Origin of the sequence: Aurantimonas coralicida DSM 14790, assembly GCF_000421645.1 — a bacterium.
GTDB classification, from domain to species: Bacteria; Pseudomonadota; Alphaproteobacteria; order Rhizobiales; family Rhizobiaceae; genus Aurantimonas; species Aurantimonas coralicida.
Genome location: NZ_ATXK01000001.1, coordinates 982,904 through 1,002,993 on the forward strand (window position 1 = coordinate 982,904; position 20,090 = coordinate 1,002,993).

The following is a 20,090-nucleotide window of genomic DNA, read 5'->3' on the forward strand; positions in this document are numbered from 1 at the left end:
GCCAACACGGAAAGAACCCTTCGCATGACCGACCGCCTGCGCCTCCTCGCCGTCGACACCGACGACCTGGCGATCATCTCAGCCTATTGCCAGGACGCGGTGGTCAAGCCGAAGGACTGCCAGCACCGGGCCGCCGCCGGCCAGTTCATCGTCGAGATGAACCGCTTCGTCTGGGAGACCTCGCAGGGCGTGTCCCGCTTCCGCCTGTTCAAGAAGGCCGAATATGAGCGCCGCCGCGCGGTGCTGCATTTCGACCGGGTCACCGAGGTCAAGCATACCGGCCTCGCGCCCGCCTCCGACGACGTGCTCGTCCTCCTCGCCATCCGCTTCACTGTGACGGAAGCGCCCTCGGGGATTGTCGAGCTTGTCTTCGCCGGCGGCTCCGCGATAAGGCTGACCGTCGAGGTGATCGAGGCGCAGCTCGCCGATATCGGCGGCTCCTGGAGCACCGGGTCGAAGCCGGACCACAACCGGCCAGACCGGATCAGCTGACGGCCGCATGGCTGGCGCGCCCTGCCGCAAGGCAGGTGGAACCGCGACGGCCCGACGGCGTCCGACGAGAGTGACGGAAGGGGTTCGCAGAGTGCCGTCGAGGCTCAATACCGACGATTCCGGTTTCGAGGCGGAGTTTCGCGCTCTGCTCGGCGCCAAGCGCGAGCAGGCGGACGACGTCGATTCCGCGGTCCGCCACATCATCGCGCGGGTGCGCGAAGAGGGCGACGCCGCCCTGATCGATCTGACGCGCCAGTTCGACGGGCTCGACCTGACACCCGAAGTGCTGCGGGTCGGCCAGGACGAGATCGACGCCGCCCATGCCGCGACGCCCGACGAGACGCTGGCGGCGCTGACCACGGCCCATGATCGCATCTCCAGCCACCATGCCCGGCAGATGCCCAAGGATGACCGCTATGTCGACGCGATCGGCGTCGAGCTGGGCAGTCGCTGGACGGCGGTGGATTCGGTCGGCCTCTACGTTCCCGGCGGTCAGGCGAGCTACCCCTCTTCCGTGCTGATGAACGCCGTGCCGGCGAAGGTCGCAGGCGTCGAGCGCATCGCCATGACGGTGCCCGCCATGCGCGGCGTCCTCAACCCGCTGGTCCTTGCCGCGGCGAAGATCTGCGGCGTCAGCGAAATCTACCGGCTGGGCGGAGCGCAGGCCGTGGCGGCGTTTGCCTACGGCACCGAGACCATCGCGCCCGTCGCCAAGATCGTCGGTCCGGGCAACGCCTTCGTGGCTGCCGCCAAGCGGCAGGTCTTCGGCACGGTCGGCATCGACATGATCGCCGGCCCGTCGGAAATCCTCGTCATCGCCGACGGCCGGAACGATCCGGACTGGATCGCCGCCGATCTGCTCAGCCAGGCCGAGCATGATGCCGCCGCCCAGTCGATCCTGATCACCGACGACGCGGACTTTGCCGACGCGGTCGAGGCCGCCGTCGAGCGGCAGCTCAAGACCCTGTCGCGCGGTACGACGGCGGCCGCGAGCTGGCGCGACCACGGCGCCATCATCCTCGTCGGCTCGCTCGACGAGGCCCCGGCCCTGTCCGACCGGATCGCGCCGGAGCATCTGGAACTGGCAGTCGACGATCCCGAAGCCCTGTTCGCCAGGCTGCGCCACGCCGGCGCGGTCTTCCTCGGCCGGCATACGCCGGAAGTGATCGGCGACTATGTCGGCGGCTCGAACCATGTTCTGCCGACCGCCCGCTCGGCGCGCTTCTCCTCCGGCCTGTCGGTGCTCGACTTCGTCAAGCGCACGTCGATCCTCAAGCTCGGCCCGGACCAGTTGCGCGAGCTCGGCCCGGCGGCGATCGAACTCGCCCGCGTCGAAGGGCTCGACGCCCATGGCCGGTCGGTCGCGATCCGGCTGAACCTTTGAGGATGGCATGAGCGAAGCGGACGGCACGGGCGATGGCCATCTGATCGACGTCGAGCTCGACGACACGATCGGCCGGGCGACGCCCGACGTCGAGCACGAGCGTGCCGTGGCGATCTTCGACCTGATCGAAGAGAACGTCTTCAATCCGGTTGGCGCGCCTCAGGGCGGCCGCTTCAAGCTGAAGCTCTCCCTGGCCGACAAGCGTCTGGTCTTCGACATCCGCGACGAGAACGATGCGCCGCTGGTCGCCCATATCCTGTCGCTGACCCCGTTTCGCCGGGTCATCAAGGACTATTTCCTGATCTGCGACAGTTATTACGAGGCGATCCGCTCGGCCACGCCCCAGCATATCGAGGCCATCGACATGGGCCGGCGCGGGATTCACAATGACGGCTCCCAGACCCTCATGGAACGGCTGAAGGGCAAGATCGACGTCGATCTGGATACGGCGCGGCGGCTGTTCACCCTTATCTGCGTTCTCCACTGGCGGAGCTGACCCCGGCCATGGCGTGGCGAGTGACGGCATCGGGGCGAGATCGGGATGCGGGGTCCGGTGGGACCCGGCACCGTTCCGCTTTTGCCGGGAGGCCCTGCCCATGAGCCCGGCCGGCGAAGGCGGCGACAAACGGCGCATTTCCTCGGTGCTGTTCGTCTGCGGCATGAACGCGATCCGCTCGCCCATGGCCGAGGCGCTGGCGCGCTCACTGCTTCCCCAGTCGGTTTATGTCGCCTCCGCGGGCGTGCGCGACGGACAGCGTGACCCGTTCGTCGACAGCGTCCTGGCGGAAAAGGGGCTCAGCCTCGGCGATCGGCGGCCGCAGCGGCTGGAGGATCTCGAGGACAGCTATTTCGACCTGATCGTCACCATGGCGCCGGAAGCCCATCACGCGGTCCTCGACGCCACCGGCACAGCCTCGGTGGATGTCGAGTTCTGGCCGATGCCCGACCCGTCGGTCGCCACCGGCAGCCGCGAGCAGATCCTGGAAGCCTATCGCGCCGTGTGCAGCCGTATCGACGACCACATCCGCAAGCGCCTGCTGCAGGATCAGGCGACGCCAGCCGCACCGAAGGACTGACGCGGACCGCGGCCGAACGCCGGAGGCGCCCTGCCCTATTCGGCTAGTGCGGCGATTTCGGCCTTCAATTCGTCGAGCCCGACACCCTTTTCCGACGATGTCGAGAGAATCCGCGGAAACGCCGCCGGGTGCCGCTTGATGCCGAGCGCCGTCGCCTCGATCAGCTTCGGCACGCCGGTCGCCTTGATCTTGTCGGTCTTGGTCAGGACGATCTGGTAGGAGACGGCCGCCTTGTCGAGCAGGCCCATGACCTCCTCGTCGTTCTTCTTGATCCCGTGCCGGGCATCGATCAGCAGGAAGACCCGCTTCAGGCTGGCGCGGCCCCGCAGATACGAGAAGACCAGCTTGGTCCAGGCGTCGACATGGTCCTTCGGGGCCTTGGCATAGCCATAGCCCGGCATGTCCACCACCGCGATCGGCGGCAGCTCGGCGGTCTCGCCGCCATAGCCGTCCGGCACGAAGAAGTTCAGCTCCTGCGTCCGGCCCGGCGTATTCGAGGTGCGCGCCAGGCCCTTCTGGGCGAGAAGCGCATTGATCAGCGACGACTTGCCGACATTGGAGCGACCGGCGAAGGCGATCTCGGGCGGGCCTTCCGGCGGCAGGAACTTCATCGCCGGGACACCGCGCACGAAGACCCAGGGCTGGCCGAAGAAATGCGCGGCGGCCGGCGGCGGCGGCGTGTTGGCGTCGTCGGTCATGTCCTGATCCATCGTCATTTCGCCTCTTCCAGCGCGTCTATGTCGCCGCCCCGGATCGCACCGAGATTGCGGCTGATCCTGTCGGCCGGCCAGTTCCACCACGCGATTTCCAGGAGGCGCCGGACGGCGTCGTCGGGAAAGCGCATGCGGATCGTTCTGGCCGGATTGCCCCCGACCACGGCATAGGCCGGAACGTCCTTCGTGACCACCGCATGGGCTGCGATCACCGCCCCGTCGCCGACGGTGACCCCCGGCATGATGGTCGCCTTCTCGCCGATCCACACATCGTTGCCGATCCGCGTATCGCCCTTCACCCCGTCGAGGATGGTCTGGAAATCGAAACCGGCTTCCCAGCCCTTGCCGAAGATCTGGAAGGGGTAGGTCGAGATTCCGCCCATCGCGTGATTGGCGCCGTTCATCACGAAGGACACGCCGCAGGCGATGGCGCAGAACCGGCCGATGATCAGCCGGTCCTCGATGAACGGATAGAGATGACCGACGCAGGCCTCGACGAAGCGCTCAGGTCCGGCCGGGTCGTCGTAATAGGTGTAGTCGCCGATCTCGATCTGCGGGTTGTCGACCAGCGGCTTCAGGAAGCCGACACGCGGATGCCCGGCCAGGGGGTGCGGATCGGTCGGGTCGGGTCCGTGCATGCTCGGTCCTTTTTGAGGACGGCACCCCCGAACGGCGTCGTCCCGCGCGGCGCGACCCGAAGGCCGCATCGCACGGGACGTCTGCTCAGCCCTCGGAGGGCTTTTCCTTTCGTCGGAACATCCCGCGCAGATTGTCCCAGAGTTCGATCTTGGTGCCGTTGCGCTTCATGATCACCGACTGCTGGATCACCGAAAGCAGGTTGTTCCAGGTCCAGTAGATCACCAGTCCGGCCGGGAACGAGGCCAGCATGAAGGTGAAGACCACCGGCATCCAGGTGAAGATCATCTGCTGCGTCGGGTCCGGCGGCGTCGGGTTGAGGCGCATCTGGATGAACATCGTGATGCCCATCAGGATCGGCCAGACGCCGACCATCAGAAGCTGCGGCATCTCCAGCGGGATCAGGCCGAACAGATTGAAGATGCTGGTCGGATCGGGCGCGGCCAGATCCTGGATCCAGCCGAAGAACGGCGCGTGCCGCATCTCGATCGTCACATACAGCACCTTGTAGAGCGCGAAGAACACCGGGATCTGGATCAGGATCGGCCAGCAGCCTGCGGCCGGGTTGATCTTCTCCTCCCGGTAGATGCGCATCATCTCCTGCTGCTGCTTCTGCTTGTCGTCCTTGAAGCGCTCGCGCATCTCCATGATCTTCGGCTGCATGTTCTTCATGCGCGCCATCGACTTGTACGACTTGTTGGCCAGCGGGAAGAAGATGAGCTTCAGCACGACGGTGACCGCGAGGATTGCGACACCGAAATTGCCGATCATGCTGTAGAACCAGTCTAGCGCATGGAACATCGGCCGGGTGATGAAATAGAACCAGCCCCAGTCGATCAACTGGCCGAACTGGCGGATGTTGTAGCGCTCTTCATAGCTGTCGATGTCGCTGACGACCTTGGCGCCGGCGAAGGTGCGCGAGACGTTGGTCGCGGTGGCGCCCGGCTCGACCGTCACCGGGTCGGCGACGTATTCGGTCTGATAATGCGCGCGGCCGTCGGTCATGTAGAGAAAGCGCGACTGGAACGGGCGGCCTGCCTCCGGGACCAGCGTCGTCGCCCAGTACTTGTCGGTGATGCCGAGCCAGCCGCTGGAGGATTTCGGCGGCGTGTAGCGCAGGTCGTCCTCGATGGTGGAGTACGAGATCTCCGACAGGCCGTCATCGCCGAAGACGCCGATCAGGCCTTCGAACAGGACGTAGACCGAGGCGACTTCCGGCTTCGCATAGCGGGTGACCCGGCCGTAGGACGACAGGGTCAGCGGCGCCGAGCCCTCGTTGCGGATCGTGTCCTCGTAGGTGAACATGAACCGGTCGTCGACGGAGATGGTCCGCTCGAAGGTGACGCCCGCGCCGTTCGTCGCGGTCAGCGTGACCGGGCTGTCGGGCGTCAGGGACTGGCCGCCTTCGGCCTGCCAGACCGTGCTCGGCCCGGGAAGCTCGCCGGCATCGCGGCCGAGATAGCCGAATTCCGCGAAATAGCCCGACGGCAGACGCTCCGGCGACAGGAGCACGATCGTCGGGGACGAATCGTCGACGGTCTCGTGGTAGTTCTTCAGGCGCAGATCATCGAGCCGCGCACCGGTCAGATTGATCGAGCCGGACAGGGCCGGCGTGTCGATGGCGATTCGGTTGCCGGCGGCGATGGCCTGCTCGCGGGTCTCGCCGGTCGTCGGCAGAGCACCCCGATCCGGCACGACGCTTTCGCGGCCCGACGGTGCGGCGACATTGTCCTGCGGCGTTCCGGCGGGCGTCTGCGGCGTCTGCAGCGAGCCGTCGTTCTGCGCAACGTTGGACTGCGCGGCCTCGTTCTCGAGCCGCTGGGCTTCCATGCGCGGGCTGACGACCAGAAACTGCCACCCGACCAGCACCCCGATCGACAGGATCATGGCGATCAGGAAGTTGCGGTTGTTTTGCATCAGTCAGACCCCGATGGACGCTTCGACGGGCGCCGTTCCGTTGTGGCCGGCTCTCGCTGCGGCTGCTTCATCCTGGCGACCCGACGCGACAACTCGTCCTTGAGCTGCTCGAAAGGCAGCGTCAGCACATCGCGGCGGGCGACGACCACATAGTCGATCCCCGGGGCCATGTCAGCCTGCACATCGAGACGAATCGCCTCGCGCAGCCGCCGCCGGATCCGGTTGCGGACCACGGCATTGCCGACTTTCTTGGTCACAGTGAGCCCGACACGAGGTGGAGCCGCGTCGCCGCGGTCCAGCGCCTCGATGAAGAAGGACGGGCCGTTCAGACGACGGCCCCGGCGCGCGGCGAGAAACTCCGCGCGCTTTGTCATGCGGCCGACAGCCTTCGGCATCTCGCCTGGCCGCGACCTGCTCACGTCTGGTGTCAGGCCGACAGCCGCTTGCGGCCGCGTGCGCGGCGAGCGGCGATGACCTTCTGGCCACCCTTGGTCGCCATGCGCGAGCGGAAACCGTGGCGGCGTTTGCGGACGAGCCGGGACGGCTGATAAGTGCGCTTCATCGTTTCACCCCCGCACCTTGCGGCACGGGCCCTTCATGTGTTCCGGAAACTGGGTTCGCGGTACAAGACGCTGCACGCAACTATCCGTCGCGCGGAACGCTGCCCGCTCGTGTGCGCGGCTTATAGGAAGGAAGAGCGGGAAAAGTCAATCACCGACGCGCAGGTCACGGCGAACGGATCGATTCCGGATTTTGCGCAACATGGCGTGATCTGGCTCCGTTTTGCGCCGCCGCCCTTTCGGTTTGCCGCGCCCCGCGCGATGTTGCGGGCCACGCCAGACGGCGGCGCGGGCGACCCCGGCCGCGCCAGCAGAAAAATCGGACGCCGCATGAGACCGCATCTCGACACCAAAACCGGGCCGCCGCCGCTGGTGCGCTATCTTCCCGTCGCGGTGATCGTCGCGGGCCTCGCCTTGGCCTACGCGCTCGAACTGCACCTTTATCTCTCCCTCGACGTCTTCCTCGACAGCCGCGAGCGCCTGCGCGACTTCGTCGCCGGCCATATTGTCCTCGCCTCGCTCGGCTTCGTCACGCTCTATGCCCTGCTCGTCGCCTTTGCCTTCCCGGCGGCCTCGGTGGTGACGATCGCCGGCGGCTTCCTGTTCGGCTGGCTTCTCGGCGGCGCCCTGACGGTGATCGGCGCGACCATCGGCGCGACGGCGCTCTTCCTGGCCGCGCGGCACGCTTTCGGTGATGTTCTGCGGCGGCGGGCCGGCGGCGCCATCCGGCGTTTCGCCGAGGGTTTCCGCGACGATGCCTTCGCCTATCTCCTCGTCCTGCGGCTGACGCCGATCCTGCCTTTCCTGGCGGTCAACGTCGCGCCGGCCTTCTTCGAGGTCTCGCTGCGCACCTATGTCGTCACCACCTTCCTCGGCATCATTCCCGGTGCCATGGTCTATGCCTTCCTCGGCAGCGGCCTGAACCAGACGCTGGTCAATGTGGGCAGCGGCGATGTCGAGATCGCCGACCTCGTGACCATGGAAATGACCATCGGCCTTGCGGGACTGGCGGCACTCGCGATCCTCGGCCTGGTCCTGAAGAAGACCTTCTTTCGCCGGCGCGCCGCGTCCGCGGAGAACAAGAACGGCGAGCGCTGAATGGCCGAGATCCTCACACCCGACATCTGCGTCATCGGCGCCGGCTCCGGCGGCCTGACCACGGCGGCGGCCGCGGCCGCCTTCGGCGTGCCCGTCGTCCTGGTCGAACGCGGCAGGATGGGCGGCGACTGTCTCAATTATGGCTGCGTGCCGTCCAAGGCCCTGATCGCGGCCGGCAAGCACGCCGCCGCGATCCGCGAGGCGCCGGCCTTCGGCGTGTCGACTGGCGACCCGCTCGTCGATTTTCCGGCGGTCAAGGATCATGTCGACGCCGTCATCGCGGCCATCGCGCCGAACGATTCGGTCGAGCGCTTCGAGGGCCTCGGCGTGACCGTCATCAAGGCCGATGCGACCTTCGTCGACCCGAGGACGATCTCGGCGGGCGGCCAGCTCATCCGCCCCCGGCGCTTCGTCATCGCCACGGGCTCGTCGGCACTGGTGCCGCCGATCGACGGCATTGCCGCGACGCCGTATCTGACCAACGAGACGATCTTCGGCCTGCGCGAGCGGCCCGAACATCTCCTTATTATTGGCGGCGGGCCGATCGGCATGGAAATGGCACAGGCCCATCGCCGGCTCGGATCGCGGGTGACGGTGGTCGAGGGCAGCAAGGCGCTGGGCCGCGACGATCCCGAACTGACCGAAGTGGCGCTCGCCGCGCTGCGCCGCGACGGTGTGACCCTCATGGAGAGCACCAAAGTGGTGCGGGCCGAAGGTAATGACGGCGCCATTCGTCTGACCATCGACCCCGCCGATGGCGACCGCCGGACGATCGAGGGCAGCCATCTTCTCCTGGCGGTCGGGCGGTCGCCCAATCTCGACGGGCTTGGGCTGGAAGCGGCCGGCATCGCTTATGACAAGCGCGGCATCACGGTCGGCGCGGATCTGCGCACCAGCAACCGGCGCGCCTATGCCATCGGCGACATCGCCGGCGGGCCGCAATTCACCCATGTGGCGAATTATCATGCCGGCCTCGTCATGCGGGCGCTGCTGTTCCGGCTGCCGGTCCGCACGAACCACGACAATCTGCCCCATGTCACCTTCACCGATCCGGAGGTCGGCCAGGTCGGGCTGACCGAAGCGCAGGCGAAGGAGCACGGCCTCGCCGTCGAGATCCTGCGCTGGCCCTATGCCGAAAACGACCGTGCCCAGGCCGAGCGCCGGACCGAAGGTCTCGTCAAGCTCGTGGTCGGCCGGCGCGGCAAGATCGTCGGCGCCGGCGTCGCCGGCGCCCAGGCCGGCGAGATCACCAATCTCCTGGCGCTGGTGGTCGGCCGGGGCCTGACGGTCGCGGCCCTGCGTGACTTCGTTTCGCCCTACCCCACCTTGTCGGAAATTGGCAAACGGGCGGCCACCGCCTACTATCAGCCCTATACGCGGCGTTCCCTGGTGCGCCGCGCCGTTGCCTTCCTGCAGCGGTTCGGCTGACCGGATCGGCAGGCGCTCCGGCAGCGGACCGCACGGATGGCTGTGGATGGCAGCGAAAGGACAGACTGCGACTTGCCGCTGACGCCCGACAGACCCGCGGACGGCGCGACGACGCGCGCCAGCGTGCCGACTGTGCGGCACCGCATTTCCAACCGCCTCCTGATCATCACCATGCTGGCCGTCATGCTGGCGGAGGTGCTGATCTTCGTCCCGTCCATCGCCAATTTTCGCGAGGAATGGTTGTCCGACAGGATCGCAACTGTCGCGGTGGCGGGCCTCGCCTCGCGGGGCCGCGACAGCGAGGACGCCGCGCCGCTGAGCCCGGACGAGGAGGCCGGCCTCCTGCGGGCGCTCGACGCCCTGCTCGTCGCCATCATCGAGGGCGACGCCTCGCGGTTGCTGGCCCGCGACCCGCGACTGGATGCCGTCGACCTGCAGATCGATCTGGGCAATCGCGGCCCATGGAGCGCGGTCACCGGCGCCTTCGACACCCTTTTCTTCGGGGGCGATCGCATCATGCGGATTTCCGGCCCGGTCGGCGACCGCTCCATGCTGGCCGAGATGGTGATGTCGGAAGCGCCGCTGCGCCGCGACATGCTGGTCTATTCGCGCAACATCCTGCTGCTCTCACTGGCCATCGCCAGCTTTGCCGCGCTCCTGGTCTATGCGGCCATCAGCGTCTATCTGGTGCGGCCGATCCAGGCGATGACGACGGCGATGGTGCGCTTTGCCGAGCAGCCGTCCGACCCCCGGCGGATCCTGCGGCCGAGCGGCCGCGACGACGAGATCGGCGTCGCCGAGGCCGAGCTTGCCGACGTCCAGTCGCGGCTCGCCGAGACCCTGCGCGAACAGCGCCATCTCGCCGATCTCGGCCTCGCCGTTTCCAAGATCAATCACGATCTGCGCAACATTCTCGCCTCGGCGCAGATGATCTCCGACCGCCTGTCCACCGTGAACGATCCGCGCGTCCAGCGGGTCGCCCCGATGCTGCTGCGCAGCCTCGACCGGGCGCTGCACTATACCCAGTCGGTGCTGGCCTATGGCCGCGCCGTCGAGACGGTCCCGGTCAAGCGCCGCATCCGCCTCAGACAGCTCGTCGACGACGTCTTCCAGATGCTGACGATCTCGCCGCAATCGCCGATCGAACTCGTCAACGCGGTAGACGCAGGCATGGAGCTGGATGCCGATCTCGACCAGCTGCACCGTGTCCTCCTCAATCTGTGTCGCAACGCCGCGCAGGCGCTGGAGGCCGAGGACGACGATCTGTCCTCGCTGGTGCGGCGCGTCACCGTGTCGGCCACCGGCGGGCCGACCGAGGGCCTCGTCATCGCCGTGGACGACACCGGCCCCGGCCTGCCGGCCCGCGCCCGCGACAATCTGTTCCGCGCCTTCCGGGGCTCGGCCCGGACCGGCGGAACCGGCCTCGGCCTCGCCATCGCTGCGGAGATCATCGAGGCCCATGGCGGAACGATTCGCCTGGCCGAGACCAATGCCTCGGGAACCCGGTTCGAGATCGCCCTTCCCGGCACCGCCGCCCCGGCCCGCCCGGCCCCCGGGCGCCCGCCGCGCAATGGAGCAGAGGCACCGGCGACACCCGACGCGCCCTGAAAGGCCCGCAACTCCCGTCACCCGAGCGTCACGAACGCCGGATAGACAGGCCATGCAGCGACGACGAAAAAATGCCTCGGTGGACGGCTTGCATTCCGCGAACCGAGCCGTTAGGAACCCCTCAAGAGCGGGCGGCAGACGCGGCCCCTTCTGGATGCGCCCGTAGCTCAGCTGGATAGAGCACCAGACTACGAATCTGGGGGTCAGAGGTTCGAATCCTTTCGGGCGCACCACTTCCGTACAGAACTGCGAACACGATCAGTGCCATCGATAACGTTGCCGACGATCACCTGCTCGAGCATGGCTTTCTGACCTACGATCCGAATCGCATCGTCATCGACCTCGATGCGATCGATGACCGAACGCAGGTAGGCCTTGCGAAAGGGCACCTCCCCCAAGCGAATGTTCTCCCGCATTGCACGACCAAACCGTTCCACAACTTCGAGCGGGATGGTGGTCGATGATACCACCCGCGTCTTGATGTGCGTCAGCGCTGCCTGCGTTCGCTCGCGATCTCTTCTCAAGGAGGCAATCCGGCCCTTGAGCAAATCATCCAGTTCGACCACTCCATCCTCCACCAACCGGTAGAGGCGCTTCAGCTTCTCTTCTGCCTCCGTCGCTTCCCGCTGGAGAGCAACAACGCGGCCGTCGACCTCGGCTGCCTTCTCAAGCCGACCTGCCGCAACAGACGCCAGCATCTCGGTCAATCGCTCGGTCGTGAACAGTCGTTCCGACAGGTGATCAATAACCAATTCATCGAGAGTATCCATCCGGATTGAACGGCCCTTACAGGCTGTTTTTCCAGATCGGGCGTTGCTCGAGCAGGTGTAGTAGCGATGGACGACCCCGTTGCGAGAAGTCCCGGTCCTCAATGTCATGCCGCCGCGACAATCTGCACAGGTAGCGAGGCCGGTCAGCAGAATAGGACCGGTGATGACACGCGGTGACTCGACGCGCGGGCTGCGGGCCTTCAACTGCGCCTGAACAGCGTCGAACTCGGCGCGCGGAATGATGGCAGGCACCTGGACCACGATGTGCTCAGTCGCAGGCTTCTGCTTCAGTGTCTTCGAGTCGCGACGGTTGAAAATCCATTCGCCAGCGTAAATGCTGTTCGTCAGAATGCCATGGAGAGTCCCCACGCCAAAACGGGCATTGCGCTTGGTACGATATCCTTCGCTGTTCAAGCGTTTAGTGATCTCCTTGATTCCGATCGGACCGGATCGTCCATCTCCCTGGGCGTACCACCGAAAGATTAGCCTGATCGTCTCGGCTTCGACTGCGTCGACGACGAGCTTCTTTTTCACCTTCGTGCCACGCCTTTCGACCTCTTCGGCACGATAGCCGAGGGGTACAGGCGAACCATTATAGTAGCCTTGCCGAGCATTCTCCTTCATCGCCCTCAGGACATGCTTCGCGTTCTCGCGACTCTGATATTCGTCAAACATGGAGATCACCTGGCGCATCATTACCTGCGCCGGGTCATCGCCGAGTTCCTGAGTGATGGACAGCAATCGAACACCCGATTTCGCCAACCGGCGAATGTAGAGCTCAAGTCCAAAGCTATCGCGGAAAAATCTCGAATACGAGTGCACGAGAATCGCGTCGAACGGCTTGTCGCTATCTGTTGCGCGCTCGATCATAGCCTGGAATACCGGACGCGCGTCATCTGTCGCCGAAGCGCCCGGCTCGACGTACTCGGTAACCATCGGCCAATTCTTCTGCGAGCAGAACGCAGCAATCTGCCGGCGCTGATCAGGAATCGAAAGATCGCTCTCAGCTTGCCGTCCAGTTGATACTCGTAGATACGCGCAGACACGCAGTGGTCGCGCACTTTCGTGCTCTTTCCCGCTCTGCCCAGCCGCGATGTTCATATACCTGTCCCCTTCTGCGCAGGTGGAAACGAATGCCCCTCCTCTCGGATTTGTCAGCTGTGACGAAGAGCAGTCTGGCCTGCAAAATGTAGCTCTTGTGGGCATCGACTACGACTAGCGGGTATTTTTGCGCCGCATCATACGAGGCCTTCCCTCGGCGGCCTCGTTCGGGGCATCGGTCAGAGCTTACCAGATGTCTCATTCAAAAGCTCATCGAGCCAATGACCGAGGTAGAGCTCGACAGCGGCGACTTCGTTCGGAGTGACCGGGACGATCAATGGCCAATCGTCGTCGACCGGTTTGCAGTTTGGCCGACCACGGTCAGACCCGGGCCCCGTGTCGGATTCTTTTCCGGAAACGCAAGCATCGTGTTGCGACGCCAGTCGCGACACGTCAGGAACGTGCTCCGTCCCGGTTGGCTTATGTGCGCCGGCTACCGCGCGTGACGGCTGTCCACGGACCGCAGGTGACCGCGCCCGGACAGTCGAGTGAGAAGGCATGACAGAAATCCGCCCGCACCAGCCGACAGCCTACGACTTGGGGGTGGCCGCCGACCGGTGCGGACATTTTCCTCACCTTCCCCGAGCGGTCCGATCCCCCGCGCGACGAGCGAATTGGGGTTCGAACATCTGCATTGTATGCGATTCGTGCTATTTCAGCTCGTCAAATTGTGTCCGCGTCGCAGTTCGACATCAGCGAAGAAGCGACCTTCATCGAGCCAGAGGGGCAGGGCCGGATATGTATGCATCTCCGGCGAGATCGAAAGCTGGGGTTTCATCCTGCCCCATTCGATACCTCGCTTCCGGGTCGGCGCGGGCGGGGCGCACGAATATCGTCAAGGAATGGTCAATGCCCGGGAGTTTGATTCCCCGGCGTCCTTTCGCATCGCGTCCATAAGCATGCTGCGACGCTGCGGACCGGTGATTCATCGCGACCGCGATCTGGGCCGAATTCCATCCTGCAGACTGCGCGTTTTTCCGAAACTGGTGCCGAAGGGACCGCAGTGTCATGAGTGGATCGGTACGATGGATCTGGAGCAGTTTCGCGCAGCGAGCCACGACCTTTTCCTCACTCCCATAGTGCCTCAGGTTCTTCTGCAAATCGTCGCAGATCAACTTGATCGTTTCGATGCACTTTCGGCCGAGAGGCCTTAGATTGAGTTCGCGAACTGGCACGAGGCCCCGCATCATGCGATCGCTCATCTTTGCAGACGAGATGAAAAGCACGTCGTTTTGAACCCAAGAGTTGGCCCATTCTGACGGTCGTAATCCGACCATATCGCCAATCGCTAAGATTCTGGCCAGCGTTTTTGCCATGGGCTTTCGGGATTCTGCCAAACACAGGACGGTTTCTCGGCGCAACTTCTGCGACAGACCGCGACGCCGGCCGGCGCCACATCGGATCGGCAGATTGCGACTTCCATGTGCCAAGGGAGCAGCATCAAGGAGGCCTAGTCTACGCAAATACTGAGCCGCTCTCGTGATCACCAACTTGCCGCCGTCGTAAAGGTCGCGAAGCGTTTGCAGCAGCGCCGCACGATATTGCCGACACGTGGAATGGCGCAGTGTTGGGGCCATCGCGACAAGCAGATCTATAGCGTCCCCAATCGTGCCTGGAGTCTCTGTCGTTCCTGCACGACGCATCAGGCATTTGGCTTGATATCGATAGCGTTCGACAGTCTGCAAGCTGCGTCGATTTGAGCTGTCTGCGTCGTCACCCCAATCGATCTGCAAGGCCTCGCAGATTGCGATCTCATCCGACCATGACATGGCACCCCCTCCCGTTACACGACAGCTTGAGGCTACGGGACAGTGTCGAAAGCTCCGAGGGGAAAACGGCAGATCGGTCGACCCGGCGATCGCATGCGGAGATTTGTTGCGATCACGGACGGGACGGTGTCCAGCTGGGCAGTCGTCAGTGACGGATTTGCGATGAGCATTACGCCATTCGACGTTATTCACCATCTTGGCGGGGGCCAAGCCCGGCGAATCTTTTTGATGCGCGCCATGCCGTGCTCCTCGGTGCGGAGGTGGAGGCCAGCGTAGCAGGGTCGCAGGTCTGGCGATATCCGCAGCTAGCCTTCCGGTTGGCCTGCCCTATGCGGTATAGGGACCCTCGGTCAGTCGGTTAATCGACAGGACCAATGTCGTCCCGTATCTACGCCGCCAATAAACTCCTAGGCTGTAGTAATCCTGCCGCCCGTCGAAATCGGAGACGACGACGATCATGTCGTCGTCTCCACCGGGAAGCTGAATTGGTACAAGCTGTTCTGGAGACCGGACGGCGCCTGCATCAACACCCTCGATCGATGCCAGCACGATCGGGTGATCGATCCACTCCTGGTGGGAACCGTTCGGACTAGTCTTACGACCGCGCTCATCTCCCTCCTTTCATATTGATAATCGGCAATTTCGTTGGCTTGAACGAGTGCCAGAATTCCGCCAGGGCCGCCTTCCCTAGAACCCGCTTCTCAAGCGCCAAGTCGGCGAGCGCTTCGATTGCATGCCGATGTTGAATCGCGGCGAGCAGCGCGTCTGCATAAGCCATGCGCAGCCGACGTTCGACCGCCGCTTCATCGGCAGATTCGACGACGCCGATCCTAGAGCCCAATCCGAGCCGCCCTTCAATCATCTCGGCAAGACCTGTGGCCTTGCCGAGATCCGATTGCGCGGGACCGCCCGCTCCCGCGGACACCGAACCGAGCACTACTTCTTCGGCAGCTCTGCCGGCCAGCTGAATAGAAAGCTGCGCCGAGAAATCCGGCAATAGCAACTCCGTTTGGTGCCGATCATACGTAACTCTTCCACCGGAGGCCGCCGCAACCGACAGACTGGTCGGCACGCTGCCCCGAGACAAGATCGCGACCGCGTGCCCGGCTTCGTGGACTGCAATTCGGCGCCGGATGATCTGCGGCCGATCATCCGCAGGTAGGGCCACAGCAAGAAGATCCGACCCAGTCACAGACCGGCCCTCAGTCCGAGCACGCTGACGGGCATCGCGAGCAATACGAGCAGCATCCGCACCCGAAGCTGAACCAGCTAGTGTGACCGCGATTGGCTGGATATCGACTTCGGAAACGGACGGAAGGTGGTGCACCAGAATCTTGGAAAGATCGGCCTCATCCGGCAAACCGACCACGAATTTCCGATCGAGACGGCCCGACCGAACGAGCGCCGGATCCAGGTTGGCATCGTCATTGCATGCCGCGATTACAATGACGCCTTCACGACGCGCTGTGCCATCCAGCGCTTCGAGGAGGGCATTGTTGATCGTCCTCCACCAATCGTCGTTTCGCTGACTTGCGCCGCGCGCCAACAGGGTGTCGATCTCGTCAATGAAGATCAGCGCTGGCGTGGCGGCCGATGCTTCGGAAAAGACGCGGCGCATCGATTTCAAGACCGAACCGAGATGACCTTCTCCGGCGCTTTGCCATGCTGCATATGAGGTCGGGAAGAAAGAGAGACCTGACGAGCGGGCAAGTGCGCTTGCAAAAAGCGTCTTGCCGGTTCCCGGCGGCCCAACCAATAGCGCGCCCGCATCCACGTCGTCCCAGGTCAGTTGGCCGGCCCGGAAATCCTTGAGAGCTGCGACGAGCCTTTCGCCCCATTCTCTGGCCAGACCATATCCGTGCAGGTCCTCCAAGCCCGGACCTTCGGAATTTTCAGGTGGCCGGTCATGGATTGCGGCGATCATCTGAAGCGCCTCGTCCGCAGTGGTCGATCGTCCGATGGCCAGATCGATCCAGCGCGGTTCGACCGTCGACATCACAAGTTCGCTGGACCAAGTGTAAGACGATCCGGGAAAAGCATGTGCCATGATGGCGTCGAAGTCGGTCACGTCGATAGTCGTGAGATCGCATTCCATGTCAGCAATCACCAGCGCTGCCCGATCAAGCTCCTCGCCGGGCGATAAAGCGACGATCGTGATGCCGCTCGCAAGCGTAGAGAGTACATGTAGCGTCCGCTCGCGCTGGCTCTTTCGCTGCCATGCCCTGTTCGCGATCTCGTCCGCGGGAATATGGTGGTGCTGAACGCCGTACAGCATGAAGTCAGTACGCACGGCGTGGTCCAGCGCCATCCATACGGCTTGGAACGCGGCCTCGCGCCATTCATGAGACGCGATACGGACGACAACAAACGTCGACTTCCGCGCATGCAACCGACTAACAACAGCGACAGGGACCGAATCGCAGACCCGGTTGAACATCATTCGACTCGAGGGCGGCATCGCCTTCAGGCGATCCGCAATCTCGTTGTCGATACGGGCCTCTTCTTCTGCTGCATCGACCTCCGGGGAGTCTGCCTTCGCCCCGGCCGTCAGGCTGGAGAACTTGCCTCGCTTCACCGTCATCGGGTTACCTCCGTCGGGGCAGTCCGAAGAGCAAGCCATCTCAAAGCCATGCGCGCGGCCTGGTCTCCCCCAGCCGCCCGCCTATTCAGATTATCCGAGAGCTGGCGGAGCTCTTCCTTTCTCAACTGCCGCTTCCCGAGCCTCAAGGTTGCTCCGACCAGAGTCGCGGTATCGATGTGAAGCACGGTAGCCGTCGATGGATGCTGGGGGCGCCCGTCGGACAAGTCAAAGTTACCAGGAACGCGAGGCATAAGTCGGTCCTTTCTCGGAACTGAGGGTCGGTGCGTTTAATGTCGAACCAATGGAAAGCGCTCGGCAGATCGACCGCCAACAGGGGCGGCGTGACGGCGCCTCGAACCAGGCAGGAGTTTGCTCAGAAGCGCGGCCGCCCCGGCTCCACAGGCGGGCGATCGCAAATGGTCCCACTAACAGAGACACGACTCGGCGCTGCACTGCCGGCGGGTCTGTTAGCGGCAGTCCTGCGTTCGACGGGGCCAATCATTCGCGACAAGTCGAGCCGAACCGGCCCGCGGCCACCCGCCCGGAAACCGGGAATGCTGTCCCCGTCGGTGCCGTATTGGTCGTCCGGAACCTGCTTCCGCCCGTGCGGATCGTTGCTCTCTTCGATGCTCGCCGGCACGAAACCGGCCGCCAAGGCGGACAAGGCCGGCATCAGAGAGTGGATCAGCTTTTGACGAATCTGATCATCAAGCCTGTCGAGATAAGCGACGATCGGTACGCCGAAAAAGTCGTCGAGCCTATCTGGCCCCACCGTCATCGTCGTGGCGTAGCCGCCGTTGCCATATCGATCGATGATGCCGCACGACATGGTCGAAATGCGGTAATTGTCAGCTTCCAGCGCTCGCCTCGCGGTGAGCCCGGCGATGCGCAAGAGCCGGACGGTTGCTCCACATTTCGGGGTCGAGAGAGCGACACTTCCGCGCCGGCATTCGATGACAGTTGCATGCCGTGTCTCATTATCGATCACGACGAGATCTGCGCGATAAGAGCCCATTGTATATCGATCATGTGCAAGTTCGACGCCCGAGGAGCTTCTGTTGTTGTCGACAATTTCGGCTGCGGGGCGGGTCAGCGGCAGCTGGTACTCGCGGAGTACGAACAGGCGATCGTCGTGGGCGAGTGCCTGCGCGATAACATCGGGAATAGACTGGCCGACTCGAATAATCGTCGACCGAAGCGCGCTGCCAAGACGCGACAGATCGCCCAGCGTCGCATCCGTTTCCGTTGCGTCTGCCGCCGCCAGCGCATTCGCGACGATGGTATCAGCAAGACGGTCGATGTAGGTCGCGATCGGATCCACGTCCCCCGCCGCACCAGGACGATGACGATGATGCTCGGTCAAGTGGACGTAATTCGAACCGGGAAACTCCGCGTTGGTCTCGGAGGCGTTGCGGGTGCGGTTCCGCGAAGGCCGCGGGGTCCCGCTGCTCAGTGAAGGCATACAATTCTCCTGCCGGCGACGAGCCAGCCCAAATTTGTAGGGAAAACAGGGATAGGAGACGTGGACAGGGAAGTTCGAGCGGCACTCATGGCAGCCCGAAATTCTGAGGTTTGCCCCGCTTCCGTGTAGGCGTCAGCCGCGCGGACCGGTCAGATCGGAGTCAGGCGCTCGGCGGACAACCACGCCGCCCCGCCATTCCGTGACATCGATCATGCCGATGGCCGAAAGCTTTCTGCAGACCTCGGGACGAACGGTCACACCGGCCGCCATCCGAAGCCCCTCCGGTCGAACCAGGATGAACCGGCGCTTCTCCAAACGTTCGAGGAGCTTGCGTGCCGCAGTCACTTCCGCAGGGCAGAAGACCGGCCCGGCCGTGTACGACTCGTTGGCCTTTTCAGTCTCCGGCTTACCGGCGGTCGAATCGGGGAAGGCGGAGCCGGGAAGGTCAGCATCGTTGGTGTGCGTCGCAGCGGCCTTACGGCTTCCCTCGGCGGACGCAATACGACGCTCCGCAGCTCCCCTGAACCGATCCCTGAGATCATCCGGCAGATCGGGGATACTGGCGATCGGCACTGCGGGCGCGAGGCCCGCGATGTACATCGAACCGTCGATGACCAGCGCGCGGGGGCGCGTCGGACCGAATGCGACCGGCGGCAGACCGCCGGCTACCAGGCGATCGGTGGGCGGCGAGACGCCGTTGGGGATGTTGTTGGTGGAATTTTCCTTGCACGAATCCTTCGTGCACGCGAGAAACGCGTCAGCCATTCTGATCTCCTTACTCGAGTCAGATGGTCAGGCTGCTGGGGGAGCGCCAACTCCCTCGGTGGCCGCCTCAGCGGTCGCCACGCAGTAGACCATAGTGGTCGGTGACGGAATTGCCACCGATAGCGACAACGTATGGCAGCAAGATCAAAAATCATAGATGCTAGGCTCAAGAAACGCTCTGGATGCTTAACATTGATAATTTGAAGCAATTTGTATTTTAAATTAACTGAAATTCTAGGCCGAAAACGTTGCTCTATTAAATTGCATAACTCTCATGCACCCGCGCCGGCGCGTCGGATCTCAGGCGATGCGGAAGCTTTGGTCGGGATTTCGAAGGGCATATGAGGTTACAAAGAGTGGCGGCGTCCGTCTGCTTGGGCGCGTTGCAGCCAAAGACAACTTAGAGCGTCCGGTAATAAGTGTGAATCGGATGGTTCCGCTTGGCCGCGTATTCTGATTCCTTGCGTGCGGGAGGATACGCACCATGGGAAGATCGGTTTCATCGGACTTGCGGCTTCGGATAGTTCGTGGTGTTGCGGCTGGCGAGACGCGGCGTGCGGCGGCGGCGCGGCTTCAGGTTGCGCCATCGACCGCGGTGAGAGTTCAGGCCCGTTACGCCCGCACGGGTTCCGTGGAGCCGGCCAAACAGGGTCGTCCTGCTGGATCTGGCAAGCTCGGGCCGCATCGGCTCGCCATCGTCGAGAAGGTGAAGGCCAGACCCGACATCACC

General features: G+C 64.0%; 18 protein-coding genes and 1 tRNA gene. 9 read left to right on the forward strand and 10 right to left on the reverse strand.

Annotation, left to right across the window (positions count from 1 at the left end; all coding sequences use genetic code 11):
- Window positions 1-24: 24 nt before the first annotated feature.
- From H536_RS0104490 to H536_RS0104505, 4 genes are all read left to right on the forward strand, one after another.
- Window positions 25-492 carry a DUF2948 family protein gene (locus H536_RS0104490; protein ID WP_009208227.1) on the forward strand — a complete coding sequence of 156 codons (468 nt, stop codon included), beginning with the start codon at window positions 25-27 and terminating at the stop codon, window positions 490-492.
- A 91-nt stretch (window positions 493-583) separates the two neighbouring features.
- Window positions 584-1,876, forward strand: coding sequence for a histidinol dehydrogenase (hisD, locus tag H536_RS0104495; protein WP_024349332.1), 1,293 nt, complete (start codon window positions 584-586; stop codon window positions 1,874-1,876).
- A gap of 7 nt (window positions 1,877-1,883) precedes the next feature.
- The gene (locus H536_RS0104500; protein WP_009208225.1) at window positions 1,884-2,372 is read left to right on the forward strand and encodes a UPF0262 family protein; all 489 of its coding nucleotides are present in this window, start codon (window positions 1,884-1,886) and stop codon (window positions 2,370-2,372) included.
- A 100-nt stretch (window positions 2,373-2,472) separates the two neighbouring features.
- Window positions 2,473-2,952 carry an arsenate-mycothiol transferase ArsC gene (locus tag H536_RS0104505; RefSeq protein WP_024349333.1) on the forward strand — a complete coding sequence of 160 codons (480 nt, stop codon included), beginning with the start codon at window positions 2,473-2,475 and terminating at the stop codon, window positions 2,950-2,952.
- A gap of 35 nt (window positions 2,953-2,987) precedes the next feature.
- Here the strand turns inward: H536_RS0104505 and yihA are convergent, their stop codons facing one another.
- From yihA to rpmH, 5 genes are all read right to left on the reverse strand, one after another.
- The gene (yihA, locus tag H536_RS0104510) at window positions 2,988-3,650 is read right to left on the reverse strand and encodes a ribosome biogenesis GTP-binding protein YihA/YsxC (protein ID WP_024349334.1); all 663 of its coding nucleotides are present in this window, start codon (window positions 3,648-3,650) and stop codon (window positions 2,988-2,990) included.
- A gap of 14 nt (window positions 3,651-3,664) precedes the next feature.
- On the reverse strand, window positions 3,665-4,303 hold the full coding sequence (locus H536_RS0104515; RefSeq protein WP_024349335.1) for a CatB-related O-acetyltransferase: 639 nt from the start codon (window positions 4,301-4,303) through the stop codon (window positions 3,665-3,667).
- A gap of 85 nt (window positions 4,304-4,388) precedes the next feature.
- Entirely contained in the window at window positions 4,389-6,218 is a 1,830-nt protein-coding gene (gene yidC / locus H536_RS0104520) for a membrane protein insertase YidC (RefSeq protein ID WP_024349336.1), read from the reverse strand.
- Window positions 6,218-6,613 (reverse strand): ribonuclease P protein component, encoded by a 396-nt coding sequence (gene rnpA, locus H536_RS0104525; protein WP_024349337.1) that lies wholly within the window; start codon window positions 6,611-6,613, stop codon window positions 6,218-6,220. Before rnpA ends, yidC begins: the two co-directional genes overlap by 1 nt.
- A 32-nt stretch (window positions 6,614-6,645) precedes the next feature.
- On the reverse strand, window positions 6,646-6,780 hold the full coding sequence (gene rpmH / locus H536_RS0104530; RefSeq protein WP_024349338.1) for a 50S ribosomal protein L34: 135 nt from the start codon (window positions 6,778-6,780) through the stop codon (window positions 6,646-6,648).
- 328 nt (window positions 6,781-7,108) lie between these two features.
- Between rpmH and H536_RS0104535 the strand changes: the two genes are divergently transcribed.
- The 4 genes from H536_RS0104535 to H536_RS0104550 all read left to right on the forward strand — a co-directional run bounded on the left by H536_RS0104535 (window position 7,109) and on the right by H536_RS0104550 (window position 11,145).
- On the forward strand, window positions 7,109-7,876 hold the full coding sequence (locus H536_RS0104535) for a TVP38/TMEM64 family protein (RefSeq protein WP_024349339.1): 768 nt from the start codon (window positions 7,109-7,111) through the stop codon (window positions 7,874-7,876).
- Entirely contained in the window at window positions 7,877-9,304 is a 1,428-nt protein-coding gene (locus H536_RS0104540; protein WP_024349340.1) for a dihydrolipoyl dehydrogenase family protein, read from the forward strand.
- Window positions 9,305-9,340: 36 nt separating this feature from the next.
- Entirely contained in the window at window positions 9,341-10,912 is a 1,572-nt protein-coding gene (locus H536_RS0104545; RefSeq protein ID WP_024349341.1) for a sensor histidine kinase, read from the forward strand.
- A gap of 156 nt (window positions 10,913-11,068) precedes the next feature.
- Window positions 11,069-11,145: transfer RNA gene (locus H536_RS0104550), tRNA-Arg, on the forward strand.
- On the opposite strand, the gene H536_RS23595 is transcribed toward H536_RS0104550, so the two are convergent.
- From H536_RS23595 to H536_RS0104575, 5 genes are all read right to left on the reverse strand, one after another.
- Complete coding sequence (locus H536_RS23595) at window positions 11,116-12,783, reverse strand: recombinase family protein (protein WP_024349342.1); 1,668 nt, start codon at window positions 12,781-12,783, stop codon at window positions 11,116-11,118. The genes H536_RS0104550 and H536_RS23595 overlap by 30 nt on opposite strands.
- Window positions 12,784-13,493: 710 nt before the next feature.
- Window positions 13,494-14,552 carry a hypothetical protein gene (locus tag H536_RS24260; protein ID WP_155898377.1) on the reverse strand — a complete coding sequence of 353 codons (1,059 nt, stop codon included), beginning with the start codon at window positions 14,550-14,552 and terminating at the stop codon, window positions 13,494-13,496.
- 607 nt (window positions 14,553-15,159) lie between these two features.
- Window positions 15,160-17,133, reverse strand: a complete 1,974-nt coding sequence (locus H536_RS0104565) for an AAA family ATPase (protein ID WP_024349343.1) — start codon at window positions 17,131-17,133, stop codon at window positions 15,160-15,162.
- 373 nt (window positions 17,134-17,506) lie between these two features.
- Window positions 17,507-18,595 (reverse strand): hypothetical protein, encoded by a 1,089-nt coding sequence (locus tag H536_RS0104570; protein ID WP_024349344.1) that lies wholly within the window; start codon window positions 18,593-18,595, stop codon window positions 17,507-17,509.
- A 132-nt stretch (window positions 18,596-18,727) separates the two neighbouring features.
- A complete protein-coding gene (locus H536_RS0104575; protein WP_024349345.1) occupies window positions 18,728-19,360 on the reverse strand; it encodes a hypothetical protein in 633 nt (210 codons plus the stop codon).
- Window positions 19,361-19,844: 484 nt separating this feature from the next.
- Here H536_RS0104575 and H536_RS23600 point away from each other — a divergent pair.
- Window positions 19,845-20,090, forward strand: a 246-nt coding sequence (locus H536_RS23600; RefSeq protein WP_155898378.1) for a helix-turn-helix domain-containing protein, incomplete at its 3' end; no start/stop codon positions are given.